This is a genomic window from Stenotrophomonas rhizophila, from assembly GCF_003651185.1.
Classification (GTDB): Bacteria; Pseudomonadota; Gammaproteobacteria; order Xanthomonadales; family Xanthomonadaceae; genus Stenotrophomonas; species Stenotrophomonas maltophilia_Z.
The window spans coordinates 2,104,861-2,123,776 of sequence record NZ_RCDC01000004.1 but is presented as its reverse complement, the minus strand read 5'-3'; the positions used below and the strand labels follow the sequence as shown (position 1 = coordinate 2,123,776).

The window sequence follows — 18,916 nt, the reverse complement described above, 5'->3', positions numbered from 1 at the left end:
TGCACAACCTTTTGCGCCGGAAGGCTTTGCGGACCGTGGCCGCTCACAGGAAATGAACATCCGCGCGCCGCTGGAGTGACGCAATCGCTATCATTTCCACACAATGATGGAGTTGCTATGACGGCTGCGCCCGCCCCCGTTTCTTCTACCGCAGCCGGCGCGCTGTCGGCGTTTCTTCGTGGCGTTGAACGCCGCGCCCTGGTCGTGGCCGAGCTGCAGTGCGGCGACCCGACCGTCGCCGAACAGGCGCTGGTCGCCGTCATGCGTGCCTTCGCCGGAATCGCCAGCGACCTGCCCATGGCCCAGTGGCCGGAGCGGTTCTGGTCGCTGCTGGTCCACCGCGCGCCGTTGCGCGAGCCGGCCGCAGGCCGTTGGCCTGCCCCGTTGGAGCACCTGGCCGGGCTGGCCGCGCCGGCGCGACTGGCGTTCCTGCTGCGGATCGGTGGCGGGCTGGATGAAGCCGCGGCCGCGCAGATCCTGGATCTGCCCATGGCCGACTACCAGCACGCACTGGCCGATGCCTGCCCGCGCGATGTCCATGGCAACCCCGATGCCGCAGGCTGGCGCGCGCTGGCCGAGCAGGTGCAGCTGCGTATCCGCGATCTGCCCGCCAGCCGGCTGCAGCGCCTGCAGCAGCCGGTGGCCGCCCCGGCCAGCCAGCAACCCGATGCCGCCTCCTGGCGCACGCCGGTCAAGTCCGATGCCCCCGCCCAGCGCCGTCCGGTCAAGCGCCAGCGCGGCCATCGTTTCCCGTGGAAGGGCGTGCTGATCGTGGCCGTCACTGCCGGCGTGCTGCTCGGCGGCGCGGCGTGGTGGAAACATGCCCGTCAGGGTGGCGAGCCCCTGGCCGATACCCCCGAAGGTGCCGTCGCCGATGCCGGCCCTGTCAAGGTCGAAGCGTTGCCGGCGGCTGACCTGCCGACCGTGGCGCCGACCGCCTCGCCCTACGCGGCCACGGACGCGGCGATGCTGGCCGATCCGGATCTGCCGACCGCCCGCGATGCCGATCTGTACGCCTGGTTTGCTGCTGGCGGTCCGGTACCGGTGGACGAATCGCAGGCCCAGCCGAGCCGCCCCGAACCCGCTACCGCCGGCCTGGAGACGGCTGCCGCCGATGAGTAAGCCTGCCTTCCTGCTGATCGCCCTCGGGCTCTCCAGTGCGGCCAACGCCGCCCCCAACCGGGTGGAGGTGCCGCTGGCGGTGCCGGCCCCGCCCAGCGCCACGGCGCCGGCGATCCCGACCACCCCCGCAGCGCTGGATCCGGCCCAACTGCGCGAGTTGCGCAGCCGCTACGCGGCCTGGCAGGCCATGAGCGAAAGCGAGCGTGCCCGTGTCCGTGCCGCGGCGGCGCGCGTGGCGGCGTTGCCGCCGGCGCAGCAGCAGGCGCTTCGCCAGCGCTTCGCCGAACAGGACCAGCGCTTCCGCGACGGCTGGCTGCTTGGCCCGCAGCTCGGCCACGAGTTCACCAAGCTGCAGGGCCTGTTCGGCTATCTGCCCGCCGAACAGCGCCCGACCGCCCTGGCGGTGCTGCGCCAGCTCACGCCCTCCCAGCTCACCCAGCTGACCCTGGTTGCCCAGCGCACCCCACCGCAGGACCGCGACCGCGTGCGCGCCGAATTCCTGGGCGTGGCGCCGGCCGCACGGGACAGCTGGCTGCGCGAGAACGTGGGCCACTGACGGCTTCCGCCCGTTTACCTGAAAGCGCGGCTTTTCCCCGGCCGCGCGCGTAAGATGGCGGGCCGCAACCCGGTGCCTGTGCCCTCCGCGCGCGACCGTAGTTGACGTCTGTGACTCCCATGTCTACCGCTTCCTCCACGCCGCGCCTCTCCCGGGAAGTGCGCGCCACCGGTCTGCTCGCGCTGCCGTTGGTTCTGGGCCATGTCTCCACCGGCCTGATCTCCTTCGTCGACAACGTGATTGCCGGTCACCACGGTACCGACACCCTGGCGGCCGTCACCATCGGCACGGCACTGCTGTGGCTGCCGATGCTGATCCCGATCGGCACCCTGATCTCGCTGACCGCCTCGGTTTCGCAGCTGCACGGCGCTGGCCGCGAGCGCGAGATCGGTCCGCTGTTCCGCCAGGCGCTGTGGCTGGCGCTGGGGCTGGGGCTGATCATGTTCACCTTCCTCACGGTAGTGCCGCCGCTGCTGCCGGCGTTCGGCATCGCGCCGGATATCGTGCCCGGCGCGACCGCGTTCCTGCATGCGGTGCGCTGGGGTGGCCCGGCACTGACCCTGTACTTCTGCATGCGCTACCTCAGCGAGGGGATGCACTGGACGCTGCCGACCATGCTGCTCGGCTTTGGCGGCCTGTTGGTGCTGGCGCCGCTGGGCTACGTGCTCTGCTACGGCAAGCTCGGCTTCCCCGAGCTGGGCGCCGAAGGCCTGGGCATGGCCTCGGCGATCATGATGTGGCTGCAGGCGCTGTGCTTTGCCGGTTACCTGTGGAAGACCAAGCGCTTCGCCCACCTGCAGTTGTTCTCGCACTTCGAAGCGCCGCGCTGGAGCGCGATCTGGGAGCTGCTGCGGACCGGCCTGCCGATCGGCATCACCGTGCTGATGGAAGGCGGCTTGTTCATCGTTACCGCGCTGCTGATCGGCCGCCTCGGCGCCACCGAAGCGGCCTCGCACCAGATCGCGATCAATGTGGCCCAGCTGTGCTTCATGATCCCGATGGGCGTGGCCGAAGCCACCACGGTGCGGGTCGGCCATGCGGTCGGCAGCGGCAACGGGCTGGGTGTGCGCCGCGCGGCGATCGCCGGGCTGCTGATCATCCTGGGCACACAGACGCTGTCGGCGCTGGTGCTGCTGCTTGGCCATGACGCCATCGTCGGGGTCTACACGAACGATCTGGGCGTGGCTGCACTGGCCTCGACCCTGCTGCTGTATGCGGCCGCGTTCCAGTTCCCGGATGGCATCCAGGTGCTTTCGGCCGGCGCGTTGCGCGGCCTGAAGGACACCCGCGTGCCGATGTTCATCGCCATGTTCTCGTACTGGGGCCTGGGCATGCCGCTCGGCGCCGGGCTGGGACTGGGGTTGGGCATGGGCCCGCAGGGCATGTGGCTGGGCCTGATCCTGGGTCTGACCGCCGCCGCGATCCTCATGGCCTGGCGCCTGCGTGTGAGCAGCGCCCGCGCCGGCCTCCCATCGACACCCTGACTTGTGTCCGATGCCGGCGCGCCCGGCAACGGCTATTCTGGCACCACGGCAAGAAGCCACTCTGGAGTTACCCCCATGAACCAACCCGCGCGTCGCAATCCCGTCGCCAGCTTCTTCATCGGGCTGTGGGATGTGATGAACTTTACCCGCCGGCTCATCCTCAACCTGGTGTTCTTCGGCCTGCTGTTCCTGATCCTGATCCTGTTCATCGTCGCGATGGGCAAGAGCGCGACCTCGAAGGCGTCGCTGCAGGACCGCACCACCCTGGTCATCGCACCGGAAGGTCGGCTGGTCGAGCAGTTCAGCGCTGATCCGGTCAGCCGCGCGCTGGGCAAGGCCGTCGGTGACAAGGGCGCCGAAGAAATCCAGCTGCGTGATCTGATCCGCGCGCTGGAGGCGGCCAAGACCGACAAGAAGATCGAGCGTGTGGTGCTGGAGCTGGACAAGCTGCAGCCGAGCGGCTTCGCCTCGATGCGCGAAGTGACCGTTGCGCTTCAGGAACTGCGCGCTGCCGGCAAGCAGGTCGTGGCCTTCAGCGAGAACATGAGCCAGTCGCAGTACCTGCTCGCTTCGCAGGCCAACGAGGTCTATCTCGACCCGATGGGCGGCGTGGTGCTCGAGGGCCTGGGCCGCTATCGCCAGTACTTCCGCACCGGCCTGCAGGACAAGCTGGGCGTGGACGTGCACCTGTTCAAGGTGGGTGAGTACAAGTCGGCCGCCGAGCCGTATGTGCTCGATGCCGCTTCGCCGCAGGCCAAGGAAGCCGATCTGTTCTGGATGAACGATGTGTGGCAGCGCTACCTGGCCGATATCGCCAAGGCGCGCAAGCTCGACCCGGCACAGCTGGCCGCCGGCATCGACACCATGCCCGAAGGCATCGCCGCCGCCGGTGGCGACCTGGCCAAGTTCGCCCTGCAGCAGAAGCTGGTGGACGGCCTGAAGACGCGCGAGGAAGTGGACACCCTGCTGACCGAGCGCGGCATCGCCGACGACGACGCTGACGGTGGCTACCGCAACGTCGATCTGGATGCCTACCTGAGCGTGCTCGATGGCCGCCGTTCGCCGGTGGATTCGCGTCCGCAGGTGGCGGTGATCGTGGCATCCGGTGAAATCTCCGGTGGCGATCTGCCGGCCGGCCGCATCGGTGGCGAGTCGACCTCGGCCCTGCTGCGCGAAGCGCGCGACGACAAGGACGTGAAGGCCGTGGTGCTGCGCGTGAGCTCGCCGGGCGGTGAAGTGTTCGCCTCCGAGCAGATCCGCCGTGAAGTGGTCGCGCTGAAGGAAGCCGGCAAGCCGGTGGTGGTCTCGATGGGCGATCTGGCCGCCTCGGGCGGTTACTGGATCAGCATGAATGCTGATCGCATCTATGCTGACCCCTCCACGATCACCGGTTCGATCGGCATCTTCGGGATGATCCCGAACGTGGCCCGCTCGCTGGACAAGATCGGCGTGCATACCGATGGCGTGGGCACCACCCGCTTCGCCGGTGCGTTCGACATCACCCGCCCGATGGACCCGGCTGTGGGCCAGGTCATCCAGTCGGTGATCAACAAGGGCTACGCCGATTTCACCGGCAAGGTCGCCGCCGCGCGCAACAAGCCGGTGGAAGCGGTCGATGAAGTCGCCCGCGGCCGGGTGTGGAGCGGTGCGCAGGCCAAGGAACGTGGGCTGGTCGATGACTTCGGTGGCCTGAAGGCTGCGGTGGCTGACGCCGCCAGCCGCGCCAAGCTTGGTGAGGCCGGCAAGTTCCGCGTGCGTTACATCGAGAAGGCGGCCACGCCGTTCGCGCAGTTCCTCAGCGGCTTCGCCGGCAGCCATGCCGGTGCCTGGATGCTGGGCGAATCGGGCATGGCCCGTCTGATGCTGGCCCGTTCGATGCCGGAGCTGGACACCCAGCTGCGCTTCGTCGAAGACGCCGCACGCGACCCGCGCAACAACGCCGCGCCGGTCAAGACGCTGGTGTACTGCTTCTGCGGCCTGTAAGCGGCCTCAGCGGTACTGTGTGACACCCGAACGCCCGGCCTGTGCCGGGCGTTCTGCCATCCGGCCGATGGGATCAGGGGCTGGGCGGTGGCGTGTCACCGCTGGCGCGGTCGGCTTCGGCGGCGCGGGCATCGGCGGACTGCTGCAGGGTATCGCTGACCGCCTTGGCGCGGTCGATCGGTGTCTGGATCGCATCGCGCAGTTCAGTGGCCTGCGGTTCCGGTGGTGTGTCCGGTGCCGGGGGCACTGGCCGGTTGCAGGCGCTCAGCGCGATGATCGCGAGCAGCGGCAGGGCAGTACGGATCGTCATGGCAACCTCCCTCGGTGAGCCGGTAGCGGAACATCAGTGTCCCACCGCCCCGCGCATCGCGCGTGATGGCGTCCGGTAGGCCGGCCGTCACGCGTTATCCTATCCGGGCCGCACCGTGGGTGCCGCATCCCATGGATCCCCGCAGGAGACGCACGTGAGCGCGCAACGTTGGCGACTGGATGGACAGACCGCATTGATCACCGGTGCGAGCGCCGGCATCGGCTTGGCGATCGCGCGCGAACTGCTGGGCTTCGGTGCGGACATGTTGATCGTCGGCCGCGATGCCGATGCGCTGGAGATGGCGCGCGATGAACTGGCCGATGCCTTCCCGGATCGTGAGATCCATGGCCTGGCTGCCGACGTCGCCGATGACGAGGACCGCCGCGAGATCCTGGACTGGGTGGAAGACCACAGCGATGGACTGCACATCCTGGTCAACAACGCCGGTGGCAACATCAGCAAGCCGGCCACCGAATACACCGAAGACGAGTGGCGTGGGATCTTCGAGACCAACCTGTTCTCGGCGTTCGAGCTGTCGCGGTATGCGCACCCGCTGCTGGCGCGGCACGCGGCCTCGGCGATCGTCAACGTCGGCAGCGTGTCCGGCCTGACCCACGTGCGCAGCGGCGCGGTGTACGGCATGACCAAGGCCGCGATGCACCAGATGACCCGCAACCTGGCGGTGGAGTGGGCCGAGGACGGCATCCGCGTCAACGCCGTGGCGCCGTGGTACATCCGCACCCGGCGCACCTCCGGGCCGTTGTCCGATCCGGATTACTACGAGCAGGTGATAGACCGCACGCCGATGCGCCGCATCGGCGAGCCGGAAGAAGTCGCTGCCGCCGTGGGCTTCCTGTGTCTGCCGGCCTCCAGCTATGTCACCGGCGAGTGCATCGCGGTGGACGGTGGGTTCCTGCGCTACGGGTTCTGAGCTGGCCAGCGGCCGGCACGACCGATCAGGGCACGTGTCACACGCGGTAATGGCGCTCGGTAACTCCAGTCGCGATCAGGGGAAAACCGGGTCACGGCACCGGGCAATCGCTGTCGGCCAACACCGCTTCCAAGCGCGCGCGCTCGGCGCTCGCCGCAGCCTGGTTCTCCGGCGCAGCGAAGCGCTCACGGCCGCGCGCATCGCGCAAGCGCTGCTGCCAACTGCTGCAGCGCTGTGCCTCCGTTACCGGCTCGCAGGCATCGCGCACCACTTCGCAGCTGGCCGCGTTGCTCGGCGCATGGCTGCCCCCCAGGCCGGTAAGGGCCAGCGATTCGCAGCGTGACGGGGCCGGCTCGCGCTCATGCAGGTAGCGACCGCCATCGGCAGAAACGCACTGGTAGATCTCCGGCAGCGGCGGTTTAGGTGGGCTGGCGTCGTCGGGCTCCTGCGCCGGGGCTGCCGGGCGCAGCGCTGCGCTGTCGAGCAGGCCGCTGTCTTCGTCGCCGTCCTGCGGCAGCGGTGGCATGCGGTAGTCAGGGGCGGGCGCAGCCGGCGCATTCTCCACGGCTGCCGGGGCACGCACCGGCGCGCTGATCCGCTGGATGCGCTGCTCGCTGCCAGCGGGACAGGCCACGCTCTGGATGGTCAGGCTGCCGCCCGCATCGGTGCAGCGGAAGAACACCGCTTCGTCCGCCGCAGCGGGCAGGGTCACAAGCAACAGGAGCAGCAGGAACCGTTTCATGCCCCGCCGCAGTCCTGGTCCAGGCGCGCGTCGATCCCGCGCTGCTCGCGGGTCAGCGCATCGCGCTCGCCCTGCAGCGCACTGTTGTAGCGGCGGATCAGGTCCCAGCGCCGGTCTTTCAGCCGCGAGCAGACTTCCTGCGCGGGCAGCGCATGGCATTCATCGCGCACCAGCACGTTGCCGGCCGGCACCACCACGCTGTTGCCCAGCCCGGGGTGCGGATACTCACCGCCCTGCCAGTGCGAGCTGCCGCCGCCGATGCTGATGCTGCCGCCCACCCGCGCGCCGCTGCCGGTCACCGAGACCGCACCGCCACGGCTGCTCACCGAACCGCTGCCCATCGGTGCGATCGGTGGCAGCGGGCGCGAGGGGGGATAGCCACCCGACGGCGGCCTCGGGCCGGGTGGATACGGCAGATAGGCCTCGGTCCAGATCGGCACCCAGCGTGGATTGCCTTCGTTGCTGTCGCTGACGTAGGTATCGCCGTCGCTGGTCGTGCACTCGTACATCGGCTGCGGCGGCTGCACGTGCACGTAGCGCACTTCGCGCTCGGGTGCGCGCGGGGCAGGCATCGGCTCGGGCGCGCGGTCGCTGCGCACGACCTGCGGGGCCGGGTCGCGCGGGCGCTGCAGGTCGCGGATTTCCTGCCGGCCCTGGCGGCATGGCGCGTCCTGCAGCGACACGGCGCCGTTGCTGCCCACGCAGCGGTAGACGCGCACGTTGTCGCTCTGCGCGGCGGCGGGCACGGCAGGGCTCAGCAACGTGAGCAGGGACAACCACAGAGCAGGGCGCAGGGTCATGCGGCCAGTGTGCGGGTTTGCCCGCCTGCGCGCAAAAGGCGGCTCAGCTGCGCAATACCTGGCCGCTGAGCGCATCGCGGATCGGCGTGGGCTGTGCCAGGCCACCGGTCTGGCCATCGATCAGGCCATCGAGCAACGCCAGCAGGCGCGGGTCCAGGTCGGCGCGTGTGCGTGCCGGTGGCTCGCCGGCGAGGTTGGCACTGGTGGAGACCAGCGGGCCGCCCCAGGCGCGGCACAGCGCGGCGACCAGGGGGTGGGCACTGATGCGCACCGCGATGCCACTGTGTTCGCCAGTGATCCAGCGCGGCGCACGTTCGCCGGCGGGCAGGATCCAGGTGTTGGCACCGGGCCAGCTGGCCAGGACCGCGCCTTGGCGATCCAGCGGCAGGGCCTCCATCCGCACCCAGCCCTCCAGCTGGGCCGGATCGGCGGCGACCAGGATCATCCCCTTCTCGACGGGGCGCTGCTTGAGCTGCAGCAGCTGCATCACCGCAGCCTCGTGCGCGGGATCGCAGCCCAGCCCCCAGACCGCTTCGGTGGGATAGGCGATCACGCCGCCGGCGCGCAGCGCAGGCAGGGCAGTGTCCACAGTGAGTTCGTTCATGACAGGCAACCCGGGTGCATGGCCCGCATTATCCTCCCGCCGTGGCGGGAGGGGTCAACCTGGGCGGTCAGGAGGCCTTTTTGACGGCCTTCTTCACGGCTTTCTTGGCCACCTTCTTGGTGGCCTTCTTCGCCGTGGCTTTCTTGGCGACCTTCTTCACCGCCGCCTTCTTGGTGGCGGTCTTCTTGGTCGCTTCACCGGCAGCGGCTTTCTTGGCCGGTGCCTTCTTGGCCACGACCTTCTTGGCGGCCTTCTTGCCGAAGCCCTTGCGCACCGGCTTGCCGGTTTCTTCCATCAGCGTCTGGACTTCGGCCAGGGTCAACGAGGCGGGCTCGCGATCCTTCGGGATCTTGCCGTTCATCTTGCCATCGCTGATGTACGGGCCGAAGCGACCGTTCAGCACCTGGATCTCGCTGCCCTCGAATTCCTTGATGATCCGGTTGCGCGCGATCTCTTCCTTCTCTTCGATCAGGAACACGGCGCGGGCCAGGTCGATGGTGTACGGGTCGTCTTCCTTCTTCAGCGAGGCATAGGTGCTGCCACGCTTGGCGAACGGACCGAAGCGACCGATGCCCACGCTGACGTCCTCCTCCTTGTCCTGGCCGAGCGCACGCGGCATCAGGAACAGCTCCAGCGCGTCTTCCAGGGAGATGGTGTGCATCGACTGGCCGGGGCGCAGCGAGGCGAACTTGGGCTTGTCCTCGGCGTCCTCGGCGGTGCTGCCGATCGCCGCGTAAGGCCCGAAGCGCCCCAGTCGCACGCTGACCGGCTTGCCGGTCTTGGGGTCGGTGCCGAGTTCGCGCGCGCCACTGGCTTCGGCGCGGTCGACCGATTCGTTCTTTTCGCCGACCAGCTTGTGGAACGGTTCCCAGAACCGCGCCATCAGCGGGATCCAGTCTTCCTCACCCCGCGACACCGCATCGAGCTCGTCTTCGAGCTTGGCGGTGAAGTCGTAATCCACGTACTGGGTGAAGTGGCTGGACAGGAACTTGGACACCGCACGGCCGACATCGGACGGGCGGAAGCTGCGGCCTTCCATCTCCACGTACTTGCGGAACAGCAGGGTCTGGATGATCGAGGCATAGGTCGAGGGGCGGCCGATGCCGTACTCCTCGAGCGCCTTGACCAGCGCCGCTTCGGTGAAGCGCGGCGGCGGCTGGGTGAAGTGCTGTTCGGCCAGGATGCGCTCGAGCGGCACGCGCTCGCCGGGCTTCATCGCCGGCAGCTTGCGGCCTTCATCGTCGTCGTCAGCACTCTTGTTGTCCTTGCCTTCCTCGTACACGGCCAGGAAGCCGGGCACGACCACGGTGGTGCCGCTGGCGCGGAACACATGCTCGCTGCCGGCCGACAGGTCCACGCTGACGGTGTTGAGCGTGGCCGGGATCATCTGGCAGGCGACGGCGCGCTTCCAGATCAGCTCGTACAGCTTGCGCTCGTCATCGGTGAGGAAGCGCGCCACCTGGGCAGGCGTGCGCAGCGCCGAGGTCGGGCGCACGGCTTCGTGCGCTTCCTGGGCGTTCTTGGATTTGGTCTGGTAGGTGTTCGGCTGGTCCGGCAGCGAGCCAATGCCGTAATCGCGCGCGATCACGTCGCGGATCTCGGCCAGCGCGTCCTGCGAGAGGTTCACCGAGTCGGTACGCATGTACGAGATCAGGCCGACGGTGCCTTCCTCCTCACCGATCGCCATGCCTTCATACAGCTTCTGCGCGACCTGCATGGTCTTGCGCGTGGTGAAACCGAGCTTGCGCGAGGCTTCCTGCTGCAGCGTGGAGGTGGTGAACGGCGGCGCCGGGCGGCGCTTGCGCTCCTTGCTGACCACGTCGGTGACGTGCAGGGCGCCCTGGGCGGCCTGCTGGATGCGCATGCGCGCGGCCTCGGCAGTATCGCCGTCGGTCACGGTGAACTGTTCGAACTTCTGCCCGTCCAGCTTGATCAGGCGCGCATTGAAGTGCTGCGAGGGATGCGCGCACAGCGCATCGATGCTCCAGTACTCGCGGGCGATGAAGGCTTCGATCTCTTCTTCGCGTTCGACGATCATGCGCAGCGCCGGGCTCTGCACGCGGCCGGCGGACAGGCCGCGCTGGACCTTGCGCCACAGCACCGGGGACAGGTTGAAACCGACCAGGTAATCCAGCGCACGGCGTGCCTGCTGCGCATCGACCAGATCGGCAGCGATCTCACGCGGGTGGCCCATCGCTTCCTTGATGGCGCGCGGAGTGATCTCGGTGAAGACCACGCGCTGCATGGGTTTGTCCTTGACCAGCCCACGTTCCTTCAGGATCTCGGCGATGTGCCAGCTGATCGCTTCCCCCTCGCGATCCGGATCGGTCGCCAGGAAGATGTCGTCGGCGCCCTTGGCGGCCTTGACGATGGCATCGACGTGCTTTTCGTTCTTCTCGATGAGGTCGTAACGCATCGCGAAGTTGTTGTCGGGATCAACCGCGCCTTCCTTGGGCACCAGGTCACGCACATGCCCATACGAGGCCAGGACAGTGAAGTCCTTGCCGAGGTATTTGTTGATCGTCTTGGCCTTGGCGGGCGATTCGACGATGAGCAGGTGCTTGGGCATGGCGTCAGGATTCTATGGGCAGGGCCCCGGGGAGGGCCGCTAGGGTGGAGCAAATGGCCGCATTAGTGAAGCGGCGCGGGCGATATACATAAACCGAACGCCCGGGGGTGGGCCGGGCGTTCAGCTTTCTGCCTATTAGTGGAATCACGCCGGGGCCGCTTGTGTCAAGCGGCCCGGTGTGAGGATTGCTCAGATCAGGACATCGAGGCGATCACGCCGATCATCGCGATCATCACGCCGAACAGGGCCACCACGGCCAGTGCGGCGATGACCAGGATCACGATGGTGACCGTGCCCAGGCCGCGCTGCTGCAGCTCGGGGTGCTCGGTGAAGGCCCACTTGTCCACCACCAGGGTGTCGCACATCATGTCGTGCAATGCCTGCTTGCGCTCGGTGAAGGCGGCCATGATGAAGCCGATCATCAGGATCAGGCTGCTGACGATGGTCGCCAGGTAGCGGCAGAAGGCGCGCAGGAAGCTGATCCGCTCGCCATTGCCGCGCACGACCTTGATCCCGACGGCCATCTTGCCCAGCGTGGCGCCACCGCGCGAGGCGTGGAAGCCGGCGTAGTAGCCGATGCTGATCACCATGCTGAGCAGCATCACCACCAGCGTCAGCGCGACCTGCACGCCTTCGTTGCCCGCGCTGGCGCCCATCACGTTGATGATCATGCTCAGCGGCAGGGTGACCACGGTGAGCAGGATGTAATCGATGAAGTAGGCGGCGTAGCGCTTCCAGAAACCGGCATAGACCACGTCCTGGCCATGGACCACGGCCGTGTTGGCGTAGCCGGTGGCCGCGGCGGGCGCGGTGTACGGCGAGTAGGTGCCGCCACCGGTGCCCGGCAGTGGCGCGGTGCCATTGTCGATGGCGGTGTAATCGCCGCGCAGGTCGATGCCACTGCCGACCGTACTGGCCGCGCCGGCCAGATTCTGCAGCTGCAGCTCATCGACGGCCTCGGACAGCGGTGCCCACTGCGCGAACCCTTCCCGCCACACCAGCGTGGTCAGGGTGATGTCACCGCGCTGGAAGCGCTGGCGCATCTCCTCTGCGCTCAGCGGCCCCTGACGTTCCTGGCCATCGGCGAAATACCACTCAGTCATTGCTTCAATCCCCTGTTGGATGCATCCATGGACGTGTGTCCGTTATCAGCCGCGGCAGTGCTGCGGCAGGTACTTGTCTTCCGGTTCGCCACTGCATTCCCAGTGCTGCTGCTCACCGTCGTAATCCAGCCACAGCAGCTTGCCGTCCAGCGAGGTGCTGCCGGGCACGGTCAGTTCGGCTTCCACGCCGCAGTGGCCATTGTCGAAACGACCGATCCGCACGGCGCCGACCGCACCGTCAGCGTAGCTTTCGGCCGGCTGGAAGCCCTCGTCATCGTTGACCGGGCAGCGGCCATGTTCGCTGGCGAATTCGGCCACGGCCGCCTTGATCGGTTCCAGTGCGGCAATCGCCTCGGTGGCTTTGGCGCGGGCGACATAATCGCGGTAGGCCGGCACGGCCAGCACCGCCAGTGCGCCGCCGATGATCAGCACCAGCACCGCGACCACGGCCGCGACGATACCCACGACCGCGCAGCCACTCAGACCCTGGCGGGGCGGTGGGGCGGCGGTGGGCGTGATGGGCGGGGCGGGATCGGCAGGCGCGGCCGACGCCGCAGGCGCAGCCGGGAGTGCGGGTGGCAGGGTCGGGCCGGGCGCGATCACTTCCACCGCTTCGGCAGCGGGGGCGATGTCCAGGCCGATCTCGGCCGCCACGGTTTCCAGCGGTTGCCACTGGGCCATGCCGTCGCGCCAGACCAGCGTATCCAGTCCGATGCGGCTGGAATGGTAGAGCGCGATCAGCTCGTCAGCAGGCAGCGGACCGCGCTGCTGACTGTTTCCTTCTGCAAAGAACCACTGGTCCACCGGCCCACTCCTGAATGCGCAAGGCGCTCAGTGTAAGGTCAGTGAAGCGGTTCCGGCTCGTCCACGAACATCTGGGTTTCCATCCAGGCGTACGCGGCCTCGGCCCCGGGCTGGTTGAACAGCACCATCAGCACGACCCACTTGAGGTCGTCCAGGTCCAGTTCGTCCTGGTCCAGCGCCATCGCACGGTCGAGCACCAGCTCACGCTGGCTGGCATCGAGGATGCCGTGCTGCTCCAGGAACATCAAAAAGCCACGGCCTTCCACGTCGAGCTTGTCCAGCTCGGGCCCATGGAAAATGCGCACCGGGCCATTGACGCGGCCCAGCACCACGGCCGGGCGCTGCTCGGCGAGCGCGTCCAGCCAGTCGAAGGCTTTGTTGATCTCGGTGGGGCTGAAGCCGGCCTGGATCAGGCCGTTCTGGAGGGAGTCGCGGTCGCGGATGAGGTCCGCGTCTTCGCTGAAATAGTGTTCGAACAGGTACAGCAGGACATCCAGAATGCTCTCTTTCATTGCCCCTCGGCCTGCGTCAACGACGCTGTGGAGGTGAAGAAACTAGGGTTTTCGACAGTAGCGACCATAGGCGGCCATTACCTTTCCATCCAGTTCCATGACCAGCAGCATGGCCGACAGCTGGGCCGCCGTCAATCCGCTGCGCTGGATCAATGAATCCATACCCGTTGGGTCGTGATCCAGGGCTTTCCACAAGCACTGGTAGTCGGGGTCGGTGTAGGAAGGGGCGCGCTCGGGCGCCGGTCGTGCCTGTTCAGTGGGGGCGTCCAAGCGGGTTCGCAAGGCCCCGGCCAGGGTCTGGGCGAGCGTGGCCAACCCGGCGGTCACCTCGGCCGGGGCCTCCACCAGCGCTGCGCCCTGCCGGATCAGCCGATGGCAGCCGCGGGCGCGGGGATTGCGGATCGAGCCGGGCAGGGCGAACACCTCGCGGCCCGCCTCGGCCGCGCAGCGCGCGGTGATCAGGGCGCCGGAGCGCTCGGCGGCCTCGATCACCACGGTGCCCAGGCTGAGCCCGGCGATGATCCGGTTGCGTGCGGGGAAGTGCGCCTGGGTTGCCGGCATGCCCGGGGCGTACTCGCTGACCACCGCGCCGATGCCGGCAATCCGTTCATGCAGCGCGGCATGCCGGGGCGGATAGGTCTGGTCCAGGCCGGTGGCGACCACGGCCACGGTCATGCCACCGGTGACCTGCAATGCGCCGTCATGGGCGTGGGCATCGACGCCGGCCGCCAGCCCGCTGATGACCGACCAGCCCTCGCCGGCCAGCGCGGTGGCGAAGGCATGCGCATGCTCGCGGCCGCCGGCCGTGGGCGAGCGGCTGCCGACCACCGCCACCGCCGGGTGCCAGAGCCGCGCCGGGTCTCCGTCCACGAACAACGCCACCGGGGGTTCCTCGATCTGGGTGAGCAGTGCCGGATAGTCCGGATCGGTCACGCCGAGCAGGTGATGGTGCTCCTCGGCCAGCCATGCCAGGGCATGTGCCAGGTAGCGTTCGTCCGGCAACGCCAGCCGGGCGCGTTGCGCTTGCGTACAGCCGGCAGCCCGCCAGGCGGTCGGGCCGGCCCGCAGGGCGGCCGCCGCATCGGAAAACTGGCGCAGCAGGCGCAGGCGAGGCGGCAGCGCGCCCCCGGCCAGGACCAGGGTGAGCAGGGCGGTGGATGAGGCAAGGCAGGGAATGGGCATCCCGATACCCTGGCCCGGAAATGACGACGGCGCCCTAGGGCGCCGTCGCATGGCAGGGTAGGACTCCGCCGCGTCTACTGCTTATCGGGATGCAGTGCCGAATAGCCGACCCTGACCGGCTTCACGCCTTCCATCACCAGCGCGTAGCTGACGTTCTCGAACGTGCGGAAGACCATCGCATGGGCGGCGTACTCGTCCGGCAGGGTGACCCGGCCGGCGCCGCTGGTCAGCGAATCGTCCATCCGCGACGAGTTCGGGTAATCCATGCGGTGGGCCACATGGCGGCCCTGGCGCCACAGCGAGAACACCGTGCCGTTGTCGACCCCGTTGGCACTACCGGCGGAGATCGCGATCACATCGCGCGGGCCGCCGGAGGTGAAGGTGTCGGCGATGGCCAGTACGCGCACGTCCAGATCGACGGCCTGCGGCGCGGGCACATGCGGCACGAACTGCAGGTCGTACGGGCGGGCCTCGACCGGAACCAGGCGGTCACCGGCGCGGACTTCACGGCCGTCCACCTGGCCCTGCAGCACCAGCGAGGTCACCTCGACACTGCCGCTCTGCACACGGCTCACCGTACCGACGTTGATCTGGGCCAGTTCGTAGCCCAGCGTCTGGTGCCGCTTGCTCGGCACGATGAACGTCTTCCAGAGGTTGCCGCTGCCGGGCGTGGTATCGCCGCGGGCATCGAGGTCTTCGGTCGGCTTGGGCAGGGCGTACTGCACCGTCGGGCGGACCACCGCGTAGCGCTGGCCGACCTGGGCATTCTCCAGGCCGCGCACATAGGCCGTCTGGCCGGTGGTCGCGCGCAGGCGGTTTTCTTCCAGATTGACCACGTAGGGCAGCGACTTGACCTCGTCCACCACGCTCAGCTGCTTCAGGAAGGGCTCCACCTGCTCCAGCGGGACGCCGTTGATCGGGGCCTCCTGGCGCGGGCCGGGCTGGGCCACGACGCGGTCCAGATAGGCCAGGCTGAGCACGTCACCCGGGTAGATCAGGTGCGGATTCTTGACCTGCGGGTTGGCCTGCCAGATCTCCGGCCACAGCCAGGGCTTCTGCAGGAAACGCGCCGAGATGTCCCACAGCGTGTCCCCTTTGCGCACGACATAGGTATCCGGGTGCCCGCCATTCATTTCCACGGCGGTAGCATAGGTAGCGACGGTCAGCATCGCTACGGCGACGACCGTACGAGTTCGTTCAAACATAGATGTGGTGCCTGATTCCCCAACAGGTTCGCGCACTATAGTCCAGAAACCGGGGCGCGGGGCAAGCGTTGGCGATAGAATCGCCCTGTACGCCGCTTCGACCGGCGCCCCCTACCGGTATTTGCCATGGCCCTCCTGCCCATTCTCGAATTTCCCGATCCGCGCCTGCGTACCAAGGCTGCGTTGATCGATGCTGCTGACGTGACCACGCCGGCGTTCCAGACCCTGATCGATGACATGTTCCACACCATGTACGACGCCCCGGGCATCGGCCTGGCCGCCAGCCAGGTGGACGTGCACAAGCGCTTCATGGTGATCGACGTCAGTGAAGAGAAGGACACCCCGATGGTGTTCATCAATCCTGAGATCGTCGCCAACGAAGGCGGCCAGGTCTATCAGGAAGGCTGCCTGTCGGTGCCGGGCATCTTTGCCGACGTCACCCGCGCCAACCAGATCACCGTGCGTTACCTGGATCGCCACGGCGTGGCCCAGGAACTGACCACCGACGGCGTGCTCGCTGTCTGCGTGCAGCACGAGATGGACCACCTGGACGGCAAGCTGTTCATTGATTACCTCTCGCCGCTCAAGCGCGAGATGGTGCGCAAGAAGCTGGCCAAGCAGCGCAAGCACGTTGCCTGAGGTGATTGCAGCGACCGCCGCGCGGGATGACCGCGCGACGTGTCCTGTCGCGCGGCGCCGCACATCGGCGCCGTTTTACGTTCTGTTAGTGGGGTCACCATGAAGATTGTCTTTGCCGGTACGCCGGCGTTCGCCGTGTCCTCGCTGCGTGCCGCAGCCCGTCACCATGAAGTGGTCGCGGTGTACACGCAGCCCGATCGTCCCGCTGGCCGTGGCCGTGGCCTGGCCCCCTCGCCGGTCAAGCTGGACGCGATCGCACGTGGCATCCCGGTGTTCCAGCCGGAGAGCCTCAAGACCCCCGAAGCCCAGCAGCAGCTGCGCGACCTGGCGCCGGACCTGATGGTGGTGGTGGCCTATGGGCTGATCCTGCCCAAGGCGGTGCTGACCATCCCGACCCATGGCTGCTGGAACGTGCACGCCTCGCTGCTGCCGCGGTGGCGCGGTGCCGCGCCGATCCAGCGTGCGATCCAGGCCGGCGATACCGAAACCGGTGTGTGCCTGATGCAGATGGACGCCGGGCTGGATACCGGCCCGGTGCTGCTCAAGCAGCACATCGCGATCGGCCCCAACGATACCGGCGGTCAGCTGCACGATCGTTTGGCCGCCCTGGGTGAGCAGGTGCTGTCCGATGGCCTGGGCCTGCTGCGGGCCGGCATCAAGCCGATCGCGCAGCCGCAGCCGGAGGCCGGCGTGACCTATGCGCACAAGCTGGACAAGGCCGAAGCCCGTCTGGACTGGGCGCAGGACGCCCACGTGCTGGCACGCACCGTACGCGCGTTCAATCCGTGGCCGATCGCCGAGGCGATGCTGGCCGGCGAACGCGTCCGCATCCATGGCGCGATCGCGCTGGAGGACAACCAGGGCAAGGCCCCGGGCACGCTGCTGGGCGCCTCGCGTGACGGCATCGACATCGCCTGCGGGCAGGGTGCGCTGCGCCTGCGCGTGCTGCAGCGTGAGGGCGGCAAGGCGATCACCGCCGCCGACTACCTCAATGCCCGTCGCGATCTCGGCGTGGGTGCCTGAGATGACCACCGCGCGTTCCGGCAAGCCTGCAGGCCCCTACACCGCCCATACCGCCCCCGGCGTGCCCACCCGCGTGCTGGCCGCGCGCGTGCTGGCCCAGGTGATCGGCCGCGGCCGTTCGCTCAAGGCCGAACTGGCCACCGCCTTGCCGACCCTGGACGACAGCCGCGACCGCGCGCTGCTGGAGGCGCTGTGCTTTGCCGTGCTGCGTCGCCGTGCCGCGTATGACGCTGCACTGGCGCAATGGATGCCGCGGCCGCTGAGCGTGCGCGAAGACGAACTGCGCGCGCTGCTGCTGGTCGGCTTCGCCCAGTTGGACGCACTGGAGCTGCCGGCGCACGCCGCGCTCTCGGCCACGGTCGACGCCGCGCGTGCGATGGGCCGTGATCGCCAGGCCGGCATGGTCAATGCACTGCTGCGCCGCGCCCAGCGCGAAGGCATTCCGCCGCTGCCTGCGCGCGATGCCTTCCCGCTGTGGATGGCCGAGAAGATCGAACAGGATTGGCCGGACGAGGCCGACGCGGTGTTCACCGCGAGCCTGCAGGCCGCGCCGCTGTGGCTGCGGGTCAACCGCCAGCACAGCAGTCGTGAGGCGATGCTGCAGCAGTTGGCGGCCGCCGGTATCGAGGCGGAGGCATCGAGCGTGGGTGCCGATGCGATCCGCCTGCCGGTGCCGGTCGCGGTCTCCGCGCTGCCCGGGTTCGCCGATGGCGCGCTGTCGGTGCAGGATCTGTCTGCCCAGCAGGTGGCCGATGCGCTGGCGCCGCGCCCGGGTTCGCGGGTGCTTGATGCCTGCGCCGCACCGGGCGGCAAGGCCGCCCATCTGCTGGAGCGCGATCCGACCCTGCAGCTGCTGGCGTTGGACATCGATGCGCGCCGGCTCAAGCGCATCAGCGAAACGTTCGCACGCACCGGCGTGGGCCAGAACGCGCAGGTGCTGGCGGGCGATGCGACCGATCCGGCCAGCTGGTGGGACGGGCAGCTGTTCGACACCATCCTGCTCGACGCCCCCTGTTCGGCCACCGGCATCATCCGGCGCCAGCCGGATGTGTTGGCGCATCGCCGCGCGACCGACATCGATGCACTCATCGCCCTGCAGGCGCGCCTGCTGGATGCGTGCTGGTCGATGCTCACCCCGGGCGGAACCCTGCTGTATGCGACATGCTCGATCCTGCGCGATGAAAACCAGTTCCAGGTCGAATCCTTCCTGCAGCGCACCCGGGATGCGGGCTTCCTGCCGCTGGGCGAGGCGTATGGCCACGACTCCTGGGCCGGGCGCCAGCGCCTGCCCGGTGAGGAAGGTGCTGACGGCTTCTTCTATGCGCGTCTGCTAAAGAAGGGTTGATC

At 68.3% G+C, this 18,916-nt stretch carries 18 protein-coding genes; 8 read left to right on the top strand and 10 right to left on the bottom strand.

Going from position 1 to position 18,916, the window contains the following annotated elements; translation table 11 throughout:
• Positions 1 to 117 precede the first annotated feature (117 nt).
• From BCL79_RS09505 to sppA, 4 genes are all read left to right on the top strand, one after another.
• On the top strand, positions 118 to 1,122 hold the full coding sequence (locus tag BCL79_RS09505; RefSeq protein WP_121040302.1) for a hypothetical protein: 1,005 nt from the start codon (positions 118 to 120) through the stop codon (positions 1,120 to 1,122).
• Complete coding sequence (locus tag BCL79_RS09500; RefSeq protein ID WP_121040300.1) at positions 1,115 to 1,678, top strand: DUF3106 domain-containing protein; 564 nt, start codon at positions 1,115 to 1,117, stop codon at positions 1,676 to 1,678. The genes BCL79_RS09505 and BCL79_RS09500 overlap by 8 nt, the downstream gene beginning before the upstream one ends.
• 119 nt (positions 1,679 to 1,797) lie before the next feature.
• Entirely contained in the window at positions 1,798 to 3,162 is a 1,365-nt protein-coding gene (locus tag BCL79_RS09495; protein WP_121040298.1) for an MATE family efflux transporter, read from the top strand.
• Between the two features lie 75 nt (positions 3,163 to 3,237).
• Positions 3,238 to 5,145: a signal peptide peptidase SppA gene (gene sppA / locus BCL79_RS09490; RefSeq protein WP_121040295.1), complete on the top strand. Its 1,908-nt coding sequence runs from the start codon at positions 3,238 to 3,240 to the stop codon at positions 5,143 to 5,145.
• A gap of 73 nt (positions 5,146 to 5,218) precedes the next feature.
• On the opposite strand, the gene BCL79_RS09485 is transcribed toward sppA, so the two are convergent.
• Positions 5,219 to 5,455 carry a hypothetical protein gene (locus tag BCL79_RS09485; RefSeq protein WP_121040293.1) on the bottom strand — a complete coding sequence of 79 codons (237 nt, stop codon included), beginning with the start codon at positions 5,453 to 5,455 and terminating at the stop codon, positions 5,219 to 5,221.
• Positions 5,456 to 5,609: 154 nt separating this feature from the next.
• Here BCL79_RS09485 and BCL79_RS09480 point away from each other — a divergent pair, with 154 nt between their 5' ends.
• Positions 5,610 to 6,386: an SDR family oxidoreductase gene (locus tag BCL79_RS09480; RefSeq protein ID WP_121040292.1), complete on the top strand. Its 777-nt coding sequence runs from the start codon at positions 5,610 to 5,612 to the stop codon at positions 6,384 to 6,386.
• 91 nt (positions 6,387 to 6,477) lie between these two features.
• On the opposite strand, the gene BCL79_RS09475 is transcribed toward BCL79_RS09480, so the two are convergent.
• The 9 genes from BCL79_RS09475 to BCL79_RS09435 form a co-directional block, all read right to left on the bottom strand.
• Positions 6,478 to 7,128, bottom strand: a complete 651-nt coding sequence (locus tag BCL79_RS09475; RefSeq protein ID WP_121040290.1) for a DUF4124 domain-containing protein — start codon at positions 7,126 to 7,128, stop codon at positions 6,478 to 6,480.
• Positions 7,125 to 7,922, bottom strand: a complete 798-nt coding sequence (locus tag BCL79_RS09470) for a DUF4124 domain-containing protein (RefSeq protein WP_428999453.1) — start codon at positions 7,920 to 7,922, stop codon at positions 7,125 to 7,127. Before BCL79_RS09470 ends, BCL79_RS09475 begins: the two co-directional genes overlap by 4 nt.
• A 49-nt stretch (positions 7,923 to 7,971) precedes the next feature.
• Positions 7,972 to 8,532 carry a Sua5/YciO/YrdC/YwlC family protein gene (locus BCL79_RS09465; protein ID WP_121040286.1) on the bottom strand — a complete coding sequence of 187 codons (561 nt, stop codon included), beginning with the start codon at positions 8,530 to 8,532 and terminating at the stop codon, positions 7,972 to 7,974.
• Positions 8,533 to 8,599: 67 nt separating this feature from the next.
• Positions 8,600 to 11,101, bottom strand: coding sequence for a DNA topoisomerase I (locus tag BCL79_RS09460; RefSeq protein WP_121040284.1), 2,502 nt, complete (start codon positions 11,099 to 11,101; stop codon positions 8,600 to 8,602).
• 194 nt (positions 11,102 to 11,295) lie between these two features.
• Entirely contained in the window at positions 11,296 to 12,204 is a 909-nt protein-coding gene (locus BCL79_RS09455; RefSeq protein WP_121040282.1) for an RDD family protein, read from the bottom strand.
• A 45-nt stretch (positions 12,205 to 12,249) separates the two neighbouring features.
• Positions 12,250 to 13,008 carry a pilin gene (locus BCL79_RS09450; RefSeq protein WP_121040280.1) on the bottom strand — a complete coding sequence of 253 codons (759 nt, stop codon included), beginning with the start codon at positions 13,006 to 13,008 and terminating at the stop codon, positions 12,250 to 12,252.
• Positions 13,009 to 13,046: 38 nt separating this feature from the next.
• Complete coding sequence (locus tag BCL79_RS09445) at positions 13,047 to 13,520, bottom strand: DUF494 family protein (protein WP_088433666.1); 474 nt, start codon at positions 13,518 to 13,520, stop codon at positions 13,047 to 13,049.
• A 42-nt stretch (positions 13,521 to 13,562) separates the two neighbouring features.
• Positions 13,563 to 14,702: a DNA-processing protein DprA gene (gene dprA / locus BCL79_RS09440; protein ID WP_121040278.1), complete on the bottom strand. Its 1,140-nt coding sequence runs from the start codon at positions 14,700 to 14,702 to the stop codon at positions 13,563 to 13,565.
• A gap of 74 nt (positions 14,703 to 14,776) precedes the next feature.
• Positions 14,777 to 15,907 carry a LysM peptidoglycan-binding domain-containing protein gene (locus tag BCL79_RS09435; RefSeq protein WP_121040276.1) on the bottom strand — a complete coding sequence of 377 codons (1,131 nt, stop codon included), beginning with the start codon at positions 15,905 to 15,907 and terminating at the stop codon, positions 14,777 to 14,779.
• A 126-nt stretch (positions 15,908 to 16,033) separates the two neighbouring features.
• Between BCL79_RS09435 and def the strand changes: the two genes are divergently transcribed.
• The 3 genes from def (at position 16,034) to rsmB (ending at position 18,914) form a co-directional block, all read left to right on the top strand.
• Positions 16,034 to 16,546, top strand: coding sequence for a peptide deformylase (gene def / locus BCL79_RS09430; protein WP_121040274.1), 513 nt, complete (start codon positions 16,034 to 16,036; stop codon positions 16,544 to 16,546).
• 99 nt (positions 16,547 to 16,645) lie between these two features.
• Complete coding sequence (fmt, locus tag BCL79_RS09425; RefSeq protein ID WP_121040272.1) at positions 16,646 to 17,569, top strand: methionyl-tRNA formyltransferase; 924 nt, start codon at positions 16,646 to 16,648, stop codon at positions 17,567 to 17,569.
• A gap of 1 nt (position 17,570) precedes the next feature.
• A complete protein-coding gene (gene rsmB / locus BCL79_RS09420; protein WP_121041282.1) occupies positions 17,571 to 18,914 on the top strand; it encodes a 16S rRNA (cytosine(967)-C(5))-methyltransferase RsmB in 1,344 nt (447 codons plus the stop codon).
• The last annotated feature ends 2 nt before the right edge of the window (positions 18,915 to 18,916 follow it).